Consider the following 14775-nt stretch of genomic DNA (forward strand, 5'->3'; position numbering starts at 1 on the left):
TTTTTTTGAGCGTCATTGTGTTTGCGCACTCTTTAGTTGTTACCCGATCATTGAAAATAGGAAACACTCGTGTCGAGAATGATCTTCGTTAATTTGCCGGTGGCTAATCTCTCAGCTTCCGTGACATTTTATGAGGCCCTTGGTTTTAAGAACAATCCGCAATTCAGCGACGATACCGCAGCTTGCATGGTGTGGAGCGAAACGATCCACGCCATGTTGTTAACGCATGAAAAGTGGCGAACGTTTACCACGAGGCCCATTCCAGCGACCGATTCAAGCGAAGTCATGTTGGCCCTGTCCTGCGACTCTCAGGAAGACGTCGATAAAATGAACACGGCCGCGGCATCGTACGGTGGCACCGCCGATATCAATCCGAAGCAGGAGTTAGGCTTCATGTATGGCCGCGCCATTGCAGACCTCGATGGGCATATCTGGGAGTTGTTTTGGATGGACGCCAGCCAGGCCCAGCAGTCGTGACGTTTCTGAACACGAATTAGACGACGCTGGCGATTAAAGGTGACCATCCTCGGATTCGGTTAACGGAGAATCAACTCGGCCAGCGACTGCTTGAAGAGATCGATGATGACACGTGCGCCGCCAGGCCCCGTGAGTTGAGGGATGAAGACGCCGGATTGCAGCTTGAAATGGAACGATGGAGCCGTGAAGGGGATGAAAGTATCGACATCGCAGTCAAAGCGTTTGAACTTTCGCGAACACCGGACGCTAGTAGAACTTTTTGCCCGAGGGCTCCGCACAATTCCAGACGCATTAATCAGTGCCACCAACTCACTTGCGGTGTCGTCTGCATGAGTTCCTGTAGCTGGCGGAGCGGTGAATGTGGGAAGTGACCGGGGGCGTTTCTCGGGCCTGCTTGGGATTGTTGCTCGATCTTTACTCGAAATCCGCCTCATTCTGTCACGGTCGTTGCCGGAATGCGTCCAAGTCGAAGGTGCGAGTTAAGTTCGCGTAGAATGGCTCCTGTTCGAGACCGTTGAGGACTTCTATGTACAACCCTTTTACTGAAGACGCGGCGATTGGTGATCCTGAGGATGCCCAGTTGGTTTGCCAGGCCAATGACGGTGATCGTTCGGCCCTTGAAAAGCTGATTCTGCGGCATCAGGCATGGATCTACAACATCGCTGTCCGCATGGTATTTGAGCCTTATGACGCGGAGGAGGTCACGCAGGAAGTGCTGATCAAGGTCGTCACCCGACTCAGCACGTTTCGTGGTGACAGCCAGTTTCGCACGTGGCTCTACCGCATTGCGGTGAACCACGTTCTCAGCATGAAACGCCGCGGCGGCGAGAAGGCGATTCTAACGTTCTCCACCTACGCCGAGGCTATCAACGGCACTCCGGACCTCGATCTGCCCGATTCCAAAAGCGTGCCGGTAGAAGTGCCGCTGTTGGTCGAAGAAACCAAAGTCGCCTGCACGACAGGAATGCTGCTTTGCCTCGACCGACAACAGCGATTGATATTCACGTTGGGCGAAATCTTCGGCGTGAGCGACGCCCTCGGCAGTGAAGTGTTGGAAATGACGACTGCCAACTTCCGTCAGCGTCTTTCCCGCGCCCGCCGCGACCTGCATCAGTTTATGAATCAGCAATGCGGACTGGTAAACGCAAACAACCCCTGTCGTTGTCCCAGGAAGACCAAGGGATTCATCGACGCAGGACACGTCGATCCCAACAACCTGCTTTTCGCGACGAGCCACCTTCAGCGTATTGGCGACGTCGCGCAGGGGACGGCTCGCGAGATCGACGATATCGCCGAGCGATCCTTTTTCGCGATTTACCGCGATCACCCGTTTCTTGAACCTGCGGAGCAATCCCGTTGGCTGAGGCGAATTCTTGATCTGCCGGAAGTTCGCGCGACGCTCGAATTGGGTTGAGAACTTTTTCCCACGAACTGTCACAGTCGTTCACGCAGCGCGTCTATGCCATTGAGAGGCAATTTCTTTCTGGTTGTGAGGACGCAAATCATGTTGAAACTGCAGAACCGGGTCGCTTTGGTGACCGGTGGGTCGAAGGGGATTGGGGCCGCCATCGCCGAGGAACTGGCAGCCGCAGGGGCGGTTGTCGCCGTTAGCTATCACCGGGACAAAAACGGTGCGAGTGCTGTGACTGAGAAGATCGAGGAATCCGGCAGTCAGGCCATTTCGATCCAGGGTGACGTGTCGGATTCTAACGACATCGATCGAATGCTGGCAGAAGTCACTGACGCCTACGGGCCGCTCGATATCGTGGTGAACAACGCTGGCATCTATCAGCGAATGAACCTTGAAGACGTCACCGAACTCGAATTTCATCGCGAGTTCAACACCAACGTGCTTGGCCCGTTACTGATGATTCAGGCATCGTTGCCTTGCTTCGGTAAAAACGGCGGCAGCATCATCAACATTGGTTCGGGGGCATCGCAAATGTGCCCTGCCGGTTATTCGATCTACGCCGCGAGCAAAAGTGCGCTCGATGCAATCACCCGAGTGCTCGCGAAAGAATTGGCTCCTTGCGGCATCCGAGTCAACTCGGTCAATCCCGGTGCGACGCTAAGCGAAGGGACGAAGTCGGCCGGGTTGTACGGCACGGGCAGTGACTTCGAACAGCAACTGGTGGCCATGACGCCGCTGGGCCGCATCGGAACTCCACCGGACATTGCGAAAGTCGTCACTTTCCTCGCGTCCGACGATGCGGGCTGGCTGACAGGCGAAGTGATCCTGGCATCCGGCGGTCTGCGATAAACGGCACCGAAACCTATCCCCAATCAATTTCAACCAACGGTGGAGAGACCATGGCCGCTTATATCGTATTCATTCGTGAAAAGACGCTCGACAAGTCGGAGTTGGAGACGTATTGGCAGAAAGCACCTGAAGCCATGGAGGGGCATCCGGTCAAGCCTTTGGCCGCGTATGGTTCTCATGTAACGTTGGAGGGACCAGAAGTCGAAGGCGTCGTCATCGCAGGGTTTCCGACGATGGAGGAGGCCCGCGCTTGGTACGACAGCCCAGCCTACCAAGAAGCCGCTCAGCATCGTTTCCGTGGCGCGGTCTACCGCGGCCTCATCGTGGAGGGGATTTGACCCGGTACCTCTGCGAAATGCATGAGGAGTTGCGGTTTTAACACCCCACTGAACAGGTCGATCGTCTCAGCTCGGCTCCGAACAAGTCGCAGTGAACGCCTTCTCTCTTGGTTACTCCAGGGTTTCACAAAGCCGATCGTCGACCGCAATCGCAATCTTCCCTTGCACGCCGTTGTCGGAACTCTCAAGACGCGTATGGGCGAGTGGAATGTCGGCGAGCGAATAGACAGCGCCGACGTGTGGATTCAGCCGACCTCGTTCGACCAATGCACTCAACTCATCAAGCTTGCCGCGGTTTTGTCTTGTGAAAACGAAGTGATAACTCGCGTTTTTGCCCCAGGCCTGAATCATGTTTTGCGGCAAAGTTGTGTCCACGATCGAGATGACGCGGCCAAGTTGCGAAAGTATGTCTGGGCTGCACGACAAAGTGTCGCCGCCGATAGTATCGAACACAACATCGACTCCTCGGCCACCCGTTTCGCGCATGATGGAATCGACATAGTTTTCCTTTTGGTAGTCGATGATCACGTCGGCCCCCATGCTTCGTGCGAACTCAGCATTTGCTTCACGCACGGTCGTGAACACCTTCGCTCCGATGGCTCTTGCGAGCTGGATTGCCACATGACCGACTCCCCCTGCGCCGCCGTGCACCAAAATGCATTCGCCGACTCTTAGCGCCGCACGAACGATCAGTGCTTCCCACACCGTCCCGCCAACCAAGGTCAGGCTGGCCGCCTCAAGATGGCTCAATGAGGCAGGCTTCTTTCCGATGATGCTTTCGGCTGCAACGTGGTACTCAGCATAACTTCCGGGCCCGTCGAATATTTGCGGGGTGTACCAGACTTCGTCTCCTGCAGAGAAGCTCGTCACACCCGCTCCGACTTCTTCGACCACGCCCGATACGTCGTGTCCGGTAATGGCCGGCAGTTGCACCAAGTCGGAATAGTCTCCACGTCGGACCTGGTAATCCAACGGATTGATGGACGTTGCATGGACCCGGACTAAGACTTGCCCCGCGTGTGGCACGGGCTTGGGGACGTCACAAAGCTCGAACGCTTCTGGGCCCCCAAATGAATGAAGTCTGATCGCTTTCATTGCGATGCTCTTTGTGTGTAACGATAAACGAACTAGCTGAGCAACCGGGGCCGCAAAGCAACGATGCACTTCAAAAAGCGAACCTGTCCGCCGATCAGATGCAGGGCCAGGTTCGGCGTCTTCTCTAGCTCAGCGAGCGTGGATCACTTCATTGCCCGCGCCGGCCTCGAACTTGTCCAGTTCGGTTTCGTGCCCGTCGCGTTGCACACTTTGTGCCTTGTCGTAGCTCTCCATCAGCGCCCGGTAGTGCGGCACGAGGTCGACCATGACTGCCGCGAAGTCCATCGCGTCGGGGCGGTTCCAAGTGCTCATCAATTCGCCCAGTACGGCGAATGTGTCGATCGGTATCGCTCCAGCCTGAGCAATGCGGGCGAGCGTCAAGTCGGTGGCCATCTGGGAGTGGTTGCCCGAGGCGTCGATGATACAAAAGACTTTGTACCCCGCAGCGACGGCGCTGATGGCGGGGAAGGCCATGCACACACTCGTCAGCGTGCCGGCAATGAGCAGCGTCTTCCGACCTGTGTTCTCGATGGCTTCAACCCACGGTGGGTTGTCCCATGCGTTGACCTGACCCGTCCGCGGGATATACACCGCCTCCGGGTTCTGCTCGTGGATTTCGGGAATCAGCGGGCCATTCGGTCCGTCCGGAACTGAGGCCGTCGTGAAAGTCGGAACCTTGGCGAGACGGGCCACCTTCGCTAAGGCAATGACGTTGGACCGCAGGACGGGAAGTTCGATGTCCTTGACCAGTTGAAACAGCCCGCTCTGGTGGTCGATTAGCAGCATCACCGCATCGTCCGGGTCAATCATCCACCGATTAACTTGGATCATCATTTTCTCCTGAAGAATGAAGACTCTGTTCTGCACCGCGACTCCGCGATGTCTGAAAACAGAATAGAGGTCAGGATCAGGAGAGTATCGGCGGTTCTTGCTGACTCTTTGGCGATTCTTGCTGCTGTCAGTTGAATCGCTTGGGAGTAACGCCGACGACCCGTTTGAAGTGCCGGTTGAGTTGGCTTTGATCGCTGAAACCGACCTCGATGGCGATCTGAACAAGCGAGAGCTGCCCCGCCGCAATGAGTCGCTTGGCGCGCTCGACGCGCTGATGGATGACGAACTGATACGGCGGCAGACCAGTCGTCTGTTTGAACAGCCGGGCGAAGTGGAATTCGCTCAGGTGGGCGACACCGGCAAGGTCGGCCAGTGAGATGTTTTGGTCGAGATGTGCGTGGATGTACTCTTCGACCGCCAGCAAGGTATGTCGGGGCAGTCGGCCGCCTGCCCCGCGGATGCCCCCGCCCGAACCCTGCCAATTGGACATCTGTCGAATCAATTGGACGACCAGCACATTCGCCAGTGACTCGGCACACAGCCGCCCGCCCGGACCGCCGGTAACCAGCTCGTGGCGAAGGGCCGCGAGGGTCTTGATCACCTCGGGGCTCGATTGATCGTAGTAGCGTACTGGAAACTGAATGCGGGCCGGGTCGAGATCAAACGCCTCTTCCGCCACTTTGGAGACCAACGCCGGAGACAATTGATAGTGGGTCGAGTCGGTGAAGTCGCCTGTGTACCGCCACCGCCACTGGCTCTCAACGCCTGGCGGCAGAAGATTCACGGCTTGCGGCAAGCCGTCCCCGGTGTACCGCTCATTATCGCAACGGTGATCAGTCCGCTCCGGAAAGATCTTGCCCGTGAGGACGACCATCAAACACGCGAGGGGCGGATGGACGAAGTCGCTGGCGGGCTGTGGTGTGTTGTATTCCACTCGAAGGCCATTCCAGCCGTGCGTTGCGCTCGTATGCTGGAACGCGTACGGAATGTGTCTCAGCCGATCATCGGGAGTGAGCGGACGCAAGGTTTTCGGTGGTTGGATTGTCCGCGTCATGACGCAACCTGTTGATCTATGACTCTATCGCTGCCAGCCAAGCGAGGCGACGGGGTTTGCGGAGGAACCTTGGAATTCTGACAAGTCGTGAAGCGGAATGGCTTGCATTCACCAATGTCAACCCAAATCGCTTCCAGTACAAAGCACCAACGTCGGCTTCCGGAGGATAGTGGAATTGTTTTCCAAGTTAAGGCTATTAGTAGGTCGATGCAATTCGGTTTTCTTCCCGTTGCAAGAAGAAGCAGCCATTCACGCAATTGGGGATGATGGCGGAAGGAGCCGAGGTGGCCGAAGGTCGTCGAGCACGGTTGGAAAACCCATGTGCTTACGGTAACCATCAGGCATCGAGGCACGCATGCCTTCAAGAACCCGAATCCATCGACCGCGTGCTTCAACTCGCGGCTTTGTATCCAGCGCTAGTGACTTTGCATTCTTGATGCCTTGCGTGTTAAGCGGCTCGATCACTCCCGTTTTCCTATACCACCAGACAGTCTCCATAGGCAACTTGGCAAGGAACAGCAACGCCGACGATGTCCGATTTCGCTAGATTGCAACAAGCACATGCGTAGAGCAGGTTCGTGTACTCGAACTCAGATCTGGTGCGACCGAAATCGGACGGAAGTGGTCGATATTAAAAGCGGTCGCGTCGGGACACCATCTCTCATGATTCAAGCAATAGACGTAGCGGTACAGAAACTCATCGCGCAGCCATGGTCGGTAGCTTTCGTCGTTGATGTAGCCAGCGGGGTCATGTCGTCGCTCGTGTGGCTCCGTGGGGAACTCAAAGCCCAGAATCAACGTTCGTCACTATATGCGTGGCATTCGACAACAGTAGATTCTCGGCCTTCTCTAGTCCCTACATAGGCAATGGAGTCTTGCGATCCAACTAATACTCGGCGTAGGCTTGAAGTCCTTCCAGTTCTGTTCGCTCGTCTTCGGTGACTGTTTCGTCGCTCTTCTTGTCGATCAATTTGCCACGACGTCGATTCGTTTTCCGCCAGTCTTTTTCGTATTGAACGAAATCGCGGAAACGAACCTTGCCAACGAGTGACTGGGGAAGCAGGACGGATTGCTTAAATGACATGCCCAGTCGATCCCAACCGTCGGAGAGTGAAAGGAGCTGGTATTTAAGATTGATCGGCAGGTCGTATTGGCGTCGCTTGCAATGACAGTTCCGTCTTCGCAAGCGACTCTGCTCAGGTGCGCAACCATGTAGCCTTTTCCTGCTCCAACGCAGGCGACGGTTATCCTACTTCAAGCTTCAGCGCGGCAACAATCTCTTTCGCGTGCTGCCACTGGTCATCTCTCGACGATCCGTCTCTCGCCTATTTTCGCCATGAACTCGACGCCCAGCCGCGAAAAGTCAATCCGGAATAGAAAAAACTGACGTCGGAGAATCCGGTTTTGCAACTGGCGGGAAACGCCGCACGCCTGACCATCAGGCGGTAACCAAAGTCGCGGTTTCGGCTATGAGAGAAGGTGTGCTTTGATTTCAGTCGGGGCGACACGATTTGAACGCGTTTGACGTCCTGGTTTTGGCACGGCATTAAATCGCTAAACCGCCGTAAATAAAGGGTTTGCGGCTGTATTGGCTTGGCCGGAGTCGATATTCATGTCTAATCTCTGGCCTAATTTCCGGCTTTTTCTCTCGTGCCAAAACTTTCGACTGTTGCGTTTTTTTCTGGGCCCTGGTAGGCTTGAGTTATCGAAAGCTTACGCCTGGATTCGGCGTAAATTCTTCTGCGCCAAGATTGCTCGCAACCATAGTTTCGCGACTCTAGAGCTTGGCACGCTTTCAGCCCGGCTCTTTACCTTGGAGCTAAGCAGTGCCCGACGATGTTCAACCTGTCGGAACAGCTATTGAGCGTGTGATCGGTCGATCGGTCTCGCCCGCAACTATTTCGCGCTGGTCGCGCCGTAAGAACAGGCACGGAGTCCGGCTCAGAACTTGGGTGATTGGCGGTCGACGCTACACAACGATCGATTGTGTCCGTGAGTTCATCACTCGTACAAGCAATCTGGCTAACGCTAACTACGCAGGGCAGTAACAGCCCGTTTCTTTTCAGTGAGCATTGATTAACTCACTTTCTTAAGGCTCGAAATGATTCGCCGACTCTATTTTCAGGAATCGACGATATGACAAACCCATTCAGTTTTTTGCGAGAGAAGGACGATGCGGCAACCCAGGCCCGCAAAGACTTGGAGTCCAGAAAAGACGAGGCGAGAGAATTCATTAAGGAGGCTGCGAATCTTCATCACGAAGGCTCTGCGTTTGACCATGAGCATCTGGCTGACTGCTTCACTTTGCTTGGAGTGACCGACATGGAAGCGGCGTTTGAGGCACGGGTACAGTGTTGCGAAAACGAGGATAAGCGGGACCGTCTAGACGCTGAGATCGCGTTGAAGAATGGTGAACGTGAAAAGCTTCTCGAAAGCCAACGCGAGCTGAACTCGCGAATGCGAGACGCCGAGCATCTGCGAAAGCTTGGCGAACTGCCACTTGCCGTTGAGAAAGCCCGCGATTGCTACTTGAAGGCGAAAGAGAGTCGTCAGCTAACGGATTCGATCCTAGAGTCGATCGTTGCTGCGAACGCTAATCTGGACCGCGCCAATCGGCAAGCGGACTTACTGGTTCAGAACATCAAATTGGTTGACCGGGAAATCAGTCGCCTCACTAAAGAGAGGGATTCAATCCCAACCGATCCCGGCTTCAGCCCTTACAACAAGCCCGCCCAGTGGGTTTGATCTTCAACGGCTAAAGAGAAGCAAAAGTCAGCCGCCCGGTTGCGGGCGGCTGTGAATCACGAAACAGCAAACTGAGCACTGAATAGATTGAAGATGAAAACAAAACATATGACCGAATCCGAACGCCGCGCTTGGATGGGTCGGGCAAAAGACTTTTCAACGCCTACAGAGACGGCTCTGTGCTTCGAAGGTGCGCGTAAATTTGACACCCTTGTCGCGGCGGAGTGGCCGAGCCTTCGTGCATGGGTTGACGTCCAACTCGAAGACATTCGCGACGGGCTGCGCGAACCACCCAAAGTCATCACGAACAATAGCCCCAAACCCAAGGCCAACCGGGAAGGACTCAACTGGCGTCCAGCGGATAGCATGTCCTCAACCGAGTTGGCAGTTGAGCGAGCCGTCGCCGCTGTGCGCCGACTCCAAGACAGCTTGGGGGGACGATGAGCAAATCTTCTTTCAGACAAGAGCTTTTGGAAGCCGGACTTCCCCCAGAGATCGCTGGCGACTGCGAGGGATTACTGCGCCCAATGTTGGCCCATACAAAGGGGCCTTTCAGTTACTCCGTATCAGCTGCGCAGTGGGAATCAGCGCGACCCGTCTGGGTCGCAGGTATTGTTGAGGGGATCAACAATCTTATTGATGGCACGCCAACCGGGTCTGAAAAACGATCTGTTGAGGCGACCGAAATTGAAGATATCGCGCGTCGCCTCAAGACCGAAATCATTGAGGAGATCGAACGCCCCGAACGCGAAGCTGACGAACGGAGGCGACGCGAAACTGAGGAAGATTGTCGTACAAGAAAAATTACTGAGTTCAACAGTAAAACGACCGCTTTTCGTCCCGTGAGTGATCCCGATGGAGGGACATACGGTTTGACCGCCTCGCTTGATGAGAGGCTGTTTGACGCTGCCGGGTGGCATGACCATCGTGATCAGTTGGTTTTCCTACCGTTCGAAGGGGAGCAGAGACGGTTCCCTTCCGCTAGCGAGCCGTGGTTTATCACTGACTCGTTCGAACAGGCTACAGCAATCCTTGAGTTGGGGAGGCTTGCATGCGTTGTAACAGGGATCGGTCATCGCGGTGATGGTCTTTCAGATCGCGGCATTCGGCTTTTCGCGGAAACGATTAAGGCGGTCATGGGTGAGGCCGGGCTGATTTTGATTCCTCATCGTGGATCGAAAGAGCAAGCCAACGCTTGGACCGGGACGCAGAGAGAATTGCGAGACTTGGGGTCGTCATGTGCTCTCGAATGGTACGTCAACAACCACAAGGACCAGTTCGTCAATCACCTTTCTAAGGCGGCTGGTAAGCTTCCTATTGGCCGTCGATCCAAAGGGCCGAAAGATATTGTCCAAATGATTAGACGACCGCCTAGCGCGGTCGACTGGCTTATCCCCGATCTGCTCGTGTCAGATCAGATCGGTTATGTTTCTGGGCCTGAGAAGTGCTTGAAGACGAGCGTTGCCGCTGATCTGGCATTCTCGATTGCGACCGGCGCGGCGTTCTTGGGCGCTTTCAAGCCGATTCGAAAGCGACGTGTTCTCTTTATCTCGGCTGAATCAGGTGACATTGCGTTGGGAAGCCTGTTCAAACGAATCAGTGACAACAGACGAATCTCCCCGCCAGAGGGTGCGGTTTCAGTTCTTGACGACCCGCCACGGCTTGATAGCGACGCGGGAGCATCCTGGTTAGGCCAGCAGGTCCGTGACACTCGCGCGGAGGTTGTGTTTCTCGATCCCCTTTATCTTCTTGTCTCGGGCGAAGATGCTAGCAACATGATGACGAACGGTGCCCGAATCCGCCAACTAGATAGGGTTATTAAGGATGCAGGCGGGCGAACGTTAATCAACATCCACCATTCAAGGGCACCTGATCCGCGAAGTGGCGGGGCTCACCGTCCCGGTCGCCTCAGCGATCTTTCTTGGGCCGGACACAAAGAGATTGCTCGTCAGTGGATTTTGCTGACGCGTCGCAGGGAGTACGCCTTTGACGGTGAGCACAAACTTTGGATGACGGTCGGCGGTTCGATGGGGCAATCGCTCTGTCGGGGGGTTGATGTCAGCGAAGGCTCGCTTCGAAGCGGACGTGTTTGGCAGCCGTCCGTCCTGACGCCAGAAGCGGTCGAAGAACAGCGTTTGAAAACGACTGAGGCAAAGAAGCGGCGATCTAATTCAAAGCGATTGTCGAAGACCAGAGACGCCATTCTGTCGAAGCTCCGCGAAGCGACTGAACCTCTGTCGCTGAACCAGCTTGGCGCCAGAACCCCATCCCAACGGTCGGCTTTGAACTCGATGGTTGCCGAGGGTGTGGTTGAGCCTGTCTCGGTCATGCGGAACGGACGTGAGCGAGCCGGCTTTAGAGCTACGCCCAGCAGCATTGACGGCTGAGCGGTTATGCCCATGTACCATCAGCAACAACAACCCCCGTTATTTATAACGGGGTTGCTGTTGTTGCTGATGTTGGACGTGGGCGCGAAGAAAGGGAGTGATCCCCAAAGACCTCACGGGTCCTTCCACCGGGGGAGGGGGGCCGCACGCGGGCAGGGTATCGCGGTCAAAGGACTGGCACGAAGAAAATTTTCGACTGCACCACCACCACACTCGCAAAGAGCCACACCAGATGAACGCAAACGGGTCCTCAGTGGCCGCCGACGCCAGCCAGATCGCGAGGGAGCAGATTGGGCCACAAATTACAAGCGCTTACGAGAAAGCAGCTCAGAAGTTCCACGACGAAATGAGACTGAAGCGATTCACTCATCAGCACGCCCGTGATGCGGGCTATGCCCCCCGTCGCGGCGCCGAAATGGAGGGCGAAAAGGGATTCTCTCAGACGTACACGGGAAAGAAGTTGCGACGTCACGGTCACACTTTGCCTCTTGTTTATTCGGGCGAGACTAAGGCCGCGACCGAGCATGTCCGCGTTGACGTTGTCAGTGCGGTTGTCACGGGTGAGGGTGAGGCCGGAACGGTACGTCTTGAGTACCCCAAGGCTATCGGCTTTCGTCGCCGACCCACGGGGAGTGACGTGAACATGCTCGAAGAGTTTACGAAGTTGCTCGCCACTGAGGAGCGAGAGCTTGCTGACGTCATTGATGACTCTATTAAGCCCCAACACCAGATGTTCCCTAGGAGTTATCGACGTAATGTCTAAGAATGTGATTGTCCGTATCGATGGTGATGAAAAAGGCGTGATTTCATCACTGAAAAAGACTGATGCCGCCCAAAAGAAGCTTAACGAGACGGTTTCGCAACTCGCTGACGCGACCAAGCGATCAACCTCCGCCGCTAACACGGCGATTGAATCAACCGAGCTAAGCGCTGTCGAGCTAGAAAAGACCGTGGCTAAAGCTGCGAAGAATCTGGGCGGCTTGCCGAAGACAGTCCGCGACGAATTTAAGAGGCTCGCGAGCGATACGGGGATTGCTCGCGGCGAATTTGAAAAGATTGACGACGCAGTCGAACATCTTCGCAAAACAACATCGCTGACTGATTCACAATTGGAACGAATGCGTCAACGAATGAAACGAGCCGCGAACGCGGTTGAAATGGACGCCGCTGCGAAGGCCAATCGGAAGAATTTGAACGCCGTTGTGAAGGAAATCGCATCAATCAGTTCTGCGGCTTCAAAGTTCGTCGGCGAAGCAAATCAGGAGTTATCGGGATTGGGGGTTGACGCTGAAGCCAACCTAACTTCAATGCTTGCGAAACTCCGAAAACTGGGCCCCGATGGCCGCAAGCAGGCTGACGCGATCGAGAAGTCATTCAGCAATGCGCTTGACGATGTTGAGAACGAGTTTGCGGGCCCACTGAAACGACTGAGATCGTTGGGCCCAGAGGGCGAACGAGCCGCCGATAAAATCAAAAGCGAGATGGTCCTTTCTGGGCGTGCGACCGAGAAGTCTCTGTCGCGAATCCTGACGCCGATCGAGAAACTGTCTCCCGCTGCGTCCAAGCAGGCTGATGCGATCCGTCGCGAACTGACTGGGGCCGCGCAGGATTCGGAGTCGTCATGGGTGAAGTTCGGCGCAAAAGTCACAGGTGCGATCGGCGGGACTGTTATTGCGGCGCAGGCCGCACGCGCGGTCATCGACGAATTTAACCGGTCGCTCGAAAGGCAGGCCGCACTACGCTCCGAGGCGAAAAACGCCAACCGTTCACTTGCGACCGTTCAGGCCGAGGCGTTGCCTAGTCTTGCGGGTATGAGCGATGACGTTCAAAGAAGCCTGATTGACACTGCACCCCGAGAAATCGCATCGCGAACGGGAATCGGCTTGGCTGGCGTTAAGGAGTTGGCCGAATCCGCTGGGATCGTCGTTTCATCGGGCGTTTCTCGCCCCGACGTAATCCGCGAGGTCATGGCTGCGAGCGCCGACTTAAACCAATTGACGCCGGAGTCGATCAGTGAGTTCGCCAAGGCGATTGCGGGCGCGCTGAAGGCATCGGGGCAAGAAAACAGCGTGGATGCGGTCAGAACAACTGCGTCGGCGATAATCGCGGGGATGAAAGGGTCCGGCGTGACGACGCTTGGTCAGTTCGCAGTCGCAGCCCCACGTGCGCTAGCAGCCGGTGCTCTCGCATCAGATGGCGGGAAATTCTCAGAAGCTGCTGGGGCGTTCGACGCGCTTGCGATCGCAGGCGCAGCGAGTCAGAAAACTGGCGATGATTCTGGGGACCGTAGCTCAACATTCGCTGCCCAAATGGCGGGCAAGCTCGATCAGTATTTCGATTCGATGGCTGCCGACCCTAGCTTGATCCCCACGGGCGTTAGCCGGTCGGCAATCACGGGGGCAAGGACTCCGCTTGCGAGGTTGCAGGCGATTCATCGGTTCGGCCTTCAGGACAGCTTTCGAAAGCAAGCTGGTAGCTTCGGAGATGCGACTTTCCAGGGTGTCATTGAAGACCTGCTCACAGGCGGTCAAGTATTCAGAGACACGCTGTCAACGCGTCATGACATTGAAGGCCAGCGAACGGGACCGCGTCGCGGTAGCTATGCAAGCGATCTTATTCAGCAGCAATCCGGCCTTTCACCCACGGTCTCGATGAACATTGATCGAGCCAGCAAGCAAGCCGAATCCGCCGGTGACACGCTAAGGCTTCAATCGACCGGCAAGGCAACCGCGCAGGCGTCTCTCGATATTGTCAAGCAAGCGATCGCAGCGACCGAAGACAGCGTAGGCGAATCGTTCGACTTAGTTGCTGAAGGTTATCGACCTGGACCGGTTGCCGCGTTCTTTGGCTTTGATGGTTCGATTGAGCGGGACGGTTTTGGTGGAGGCGACCTTGCTCAGGTCGCCCGCGCGGAAGCGTTCTTGCAGAAGAAGCAGTCGTCGTACTTCACGCAAATTAGCAAGACAAGCCCAGCGGCCACAATGGGCGTCACCTCTCGTAGGGCTTCAGAGCGTCCACTTGCTGACCTGTCAGCCGCAGAGAAGCGAGAGGTAGCGGTTTTTGATCGAGCTATCGAAGCCAATAAGAGGCTGTTTACTGGACTTGGGGGATACTCAACTGCCGAGATCGCAGAAGCAGCGACCGAAGTTTACAGCCGAACCGGCTCTCAGATCGGTCAGGCGATGCGGGATGAACGGATTAGCCCGACCGAAGCCAATCGAATCGGGGAGTCGGCGCAGACGTTGGAACTACTGAAACGCGAGCTAGAAAAGCGAGACGATGCTGACCAAAGGCTTATGACAAGGCTTGCTACATTGCTTGAAAGAGTCGCGTCAGCAACGGAGCAGACTGCCGACGGCATTGGGCGTCCGCGCCCTGGGGATGCGCAGGCTGCGGTAGTCGCGGGACGCGCAAACTAAGCTTACCGAGCCAGAATGAAGCGTAAGCAGGACTGCCCAGTCTTAGTATTTTCTGGGCAGTCTTATATGTAAGGTTTTCTCAATAAATATGTAGCATTTTCTAGATATGTCATAATCTAGGGGTGTACCGCTCTCGCGGTTGCCGCTATCACAATTTGCGTACACCTTT

General features: G+C 55.7%; 14 protein-coding genes. 10 read left to right on the plus strand and 4 right to left on the minus strand.

Features of this window, described 5'->3' with window-relative positions:
- Positions 1–78: 78 nt before the first annotated feature.
- The 4 genes from FYC48_RS23325 (at position 79) to FYC48_RS23340 (ending at position 3075) form a co-directional block, all read left to right on the plus strand.
- A complete protein-coding gene (locus FYC48_RS23325) occupies positions 79–477 on the plus strand; it encodes a VOC family protein (RefSeq protein WP_390622166.1) in 399 nt (132 codons plus the stop codon).
- Positions 478–1003: 526 nt separating this feature from the next.
- Complete coding sequence (locus FYC48_RS23330; protein ID WP_149499208.1) at positions 1004–1891, plus strand: RNA polymerase sigma factor; 888 nt, start codon at positions 1004–1006, stop codon at positions 1889–1891.
- Positions 1892–1981: 90 nt separating this feature from the next.
- A complete protein-coding gene (locus FYC48_RS23335) occupies positions 1982–2737 on the plus strand; it encodes an SDR family NAD(P)-dependent oxidoreductase (RefSeq protein ID WP_149499209.1) in 756 nt (251 codons plus the stop codon).
- A gap of 50 nt (positions 2738–2787) precedes the next feature.
- Positions 2788–3075 carry a DUF1330 domain-containing protein gene (locus FYC48_RS23340; RefSeq protein WP_149499210.1) on the plus strand — a complete coding sequence of 96 codons (288 nt, stop codon included), beginning with the start codon at positions 2788–2790 and terminating at the stop codon, positions 3073–3075.
- A gap of 111 nt (positions 3076–3186) precedes the next feature.
- Here FYC48_RS23340 and FYC48_RS23345 read toward each other — a convergent pair whose 3' ends face one another.
- From FYC48_RS23345 to FYC48_RS23360, 4 genes are all read right to left on the minus strand, one after another.
- Positions 3187–4170 carry a zinc-dependent alcohol dehydrogenase family protein gene (locus FYC48_RS23345; RefSeq protein WP_149499211.1) on the minus strand — a complete coding sequence of 328 codons (984 nt, stop codon included), beginning with the start codon at positions 4168–4170 and terminating at the stop codon, positions 3187–3189.
- Between the two features lie 129 nt (positions 4171–4299).
- Positions 4300–5001, minus strand: coding sequence for an isochorismatase family protein (locus FYC48_RS23350; RefSeq protein ID WP_149499560.1), 702 nt, complete (start codon positions 4999–5001; stop codon positions 4300–4302).
- Positions 5002–5128: 127 nt separating this feature from the next.
- Positions 5129–5935, minus strand: a complete 807-nt coding sequence (locus FYC48_RS23355) for a helix-turn-helix domain-containing protein (RefSeq protein WP_235034389.1) — start codon at positions 5933–5935, stop codon at positions 5129–5131.
- A 1006-nt stretch (positions 5936–6941) separates the two neighbouring features.
- Positions 6942–7241: a hypothetical protein gene (locus FYC48_RS23360; RefSeq protein ID WP_160149731.1), complete on the minus strand. Its 300-nt coding sequence runs from the start codon at positions 7239–7241 to the stop codon at positions 6942–6944.
- Between the two features lie 640 nt (positions 7242–7881).
- Here FYC48_RS23360 and FYC48_RS28865 point away from each other — a divergent pair.
- The 6 genes from FYC48_RS28865 to FYC48_RS23390 all read left to right on the plus strand — a co-directional run bounded on the left by FYC48_RS28865 (position 7882) and on the right by FYC48_RS23390 (position 14606).
- Positions 7882–8103 (plus strand): DUF1580 domain-containing protein, encoded by a 222-nt coding sequence (locus tag FYC48_RS28865; RefSeq protein WP_149499214.1) that lies wholly within the window; start codon positions 7882–7884, stop codon positions 8101–8103.
- An 88-nt stretch (positions 8104–8191) separates the two neighbouring features.
- The gene (locus FYC48_RS23370; RefSeq protein WP_149499215.1) at positions 8192–8800 is read left to right on the plus strand and encodes a hypothetical protein; all 609 of its coding nucleotides are present in this window, start codon (positions 8192–8194) and stop codon (positions 8798–8800) included.
- A gap of 93 nt (positions 8801–8893) precedes the next feature.
- Positions 8894–9244, plus strand: coding sequence for a hypothetical protein (locus tag FYC48_RS23375; RefSeq protein ID WP_149499216.1), 351 nt, complete (start codon positions 8894–8896; stop codon positions 9242–9244).
- Positions 9241–11187 (plus strand): AAA family ATPase, encoded by a 1947-nt coding sequence (locus tag FYC48_RS23380; protein WP_149499217.1) that lies wholly within the window; start codon positions 9241–9243, stop codon positions 11185–11187. Before FYC48_RS23375 ends, FYC48_RS23380 begins: the two co-directional genes overlap by 4 nt.
- A 346-nt stretch (positions 11188–11533) precedes the next feature.
- A complete protein-coding gene (locus FYC48_RS23385; RefSeq protein ID WP_160149732.1) occupies positions 11534–11950 on the plus strand; it encodes a hypothetical protein in 417 nt (138 codons plus the stop codon).
- Positions 11943–14606, plus strand: a complete 2664-nt coding sequence (locus tag FYC48_RS23390) for a hypothetical protein (protein ID WP_149499219.1) — start codon at positions 11943–11945, stop codon at positions 14604–14606. The genes FYC48_RS23385 and FYC48_RS23390 overlap by 8 nt, the downstream gene beginning before the upstream one ends.
- The last annotated feature ends 169 nt before the right edge of the window (positions 14607–14775 follow it).

The organism is Roseiconus lacunae (genome assembly GCF_008312935.1).
GTDB lineage: Bacteria > Planctomycetota > Planctomycetia > Pirellulales > Pirellulaceae > Stieleria > Stieleria lacunae.